1 CRISPR repeat array is annotated in these 466 nt (G+C 39.9%).

What is annotated here, in order from left to right:
- Window positions 1-5 precede the first annotated feature (5 nt).
- A CRISPR array of direct repeats spans window positions 6-431; the repeat unit is 30 nt; unit sequence ATTTCAATACATCACTTGTTACGGTTAAAG.
- Window positions 432-466 lie beyond the last annotated feature (35 nt).

Below are 466 nucleotides of genomic sequence, written 5' to 3'. Positions count from 1 at the left end.
ATTTAATTTCAATACATCACTTGTTACGGTTAAAGTGCTCTGGAGTTAGAACGATTGCGTTAGCATCCATTATTTCAATACATCACTTGTTACGGTTAAAGGGGCTTTTGCGGTATCTCTCTTTGAGGATGGCGGATATTTCAATACATCACTTGTTACGGCTAAAGAAGCGTCGGCTATGGGGATACCGAGTGAGTACAGAGATTTCAATACATCACTTGTTACGGTTAAAGAACTTGGTTGTTATTGGATACGGGGCGGCATGGGAATTTCAATACATCACTTGTTACGGTTAAAGCGCTCGCGCTCCATGTACCCAGCAGCAACCAATTCCTATTTCAATACATCACTTATTACGGTTAAAGAGTAGTATATCTTGAAAGTCTAACGACTAGTACACTATTTCAATACATCACTTGTTACGGTTAAAGTCCGGAGTCACACATAGCAAAGCATGAAAATGTGG

The organism is Fontibacillus panacisegetis, from assembly GCF_900102215.1.
GTDB classification, from domain to species: Bacteria; Bacillota; Bacilli; order Paenibacillales; family Paenibacillaceae; genus Fontibacillus; species Fontibacillus panacisegetis.
This window is presented reverse-complemented; position numbering and strand designations above follow the sequence as displayed.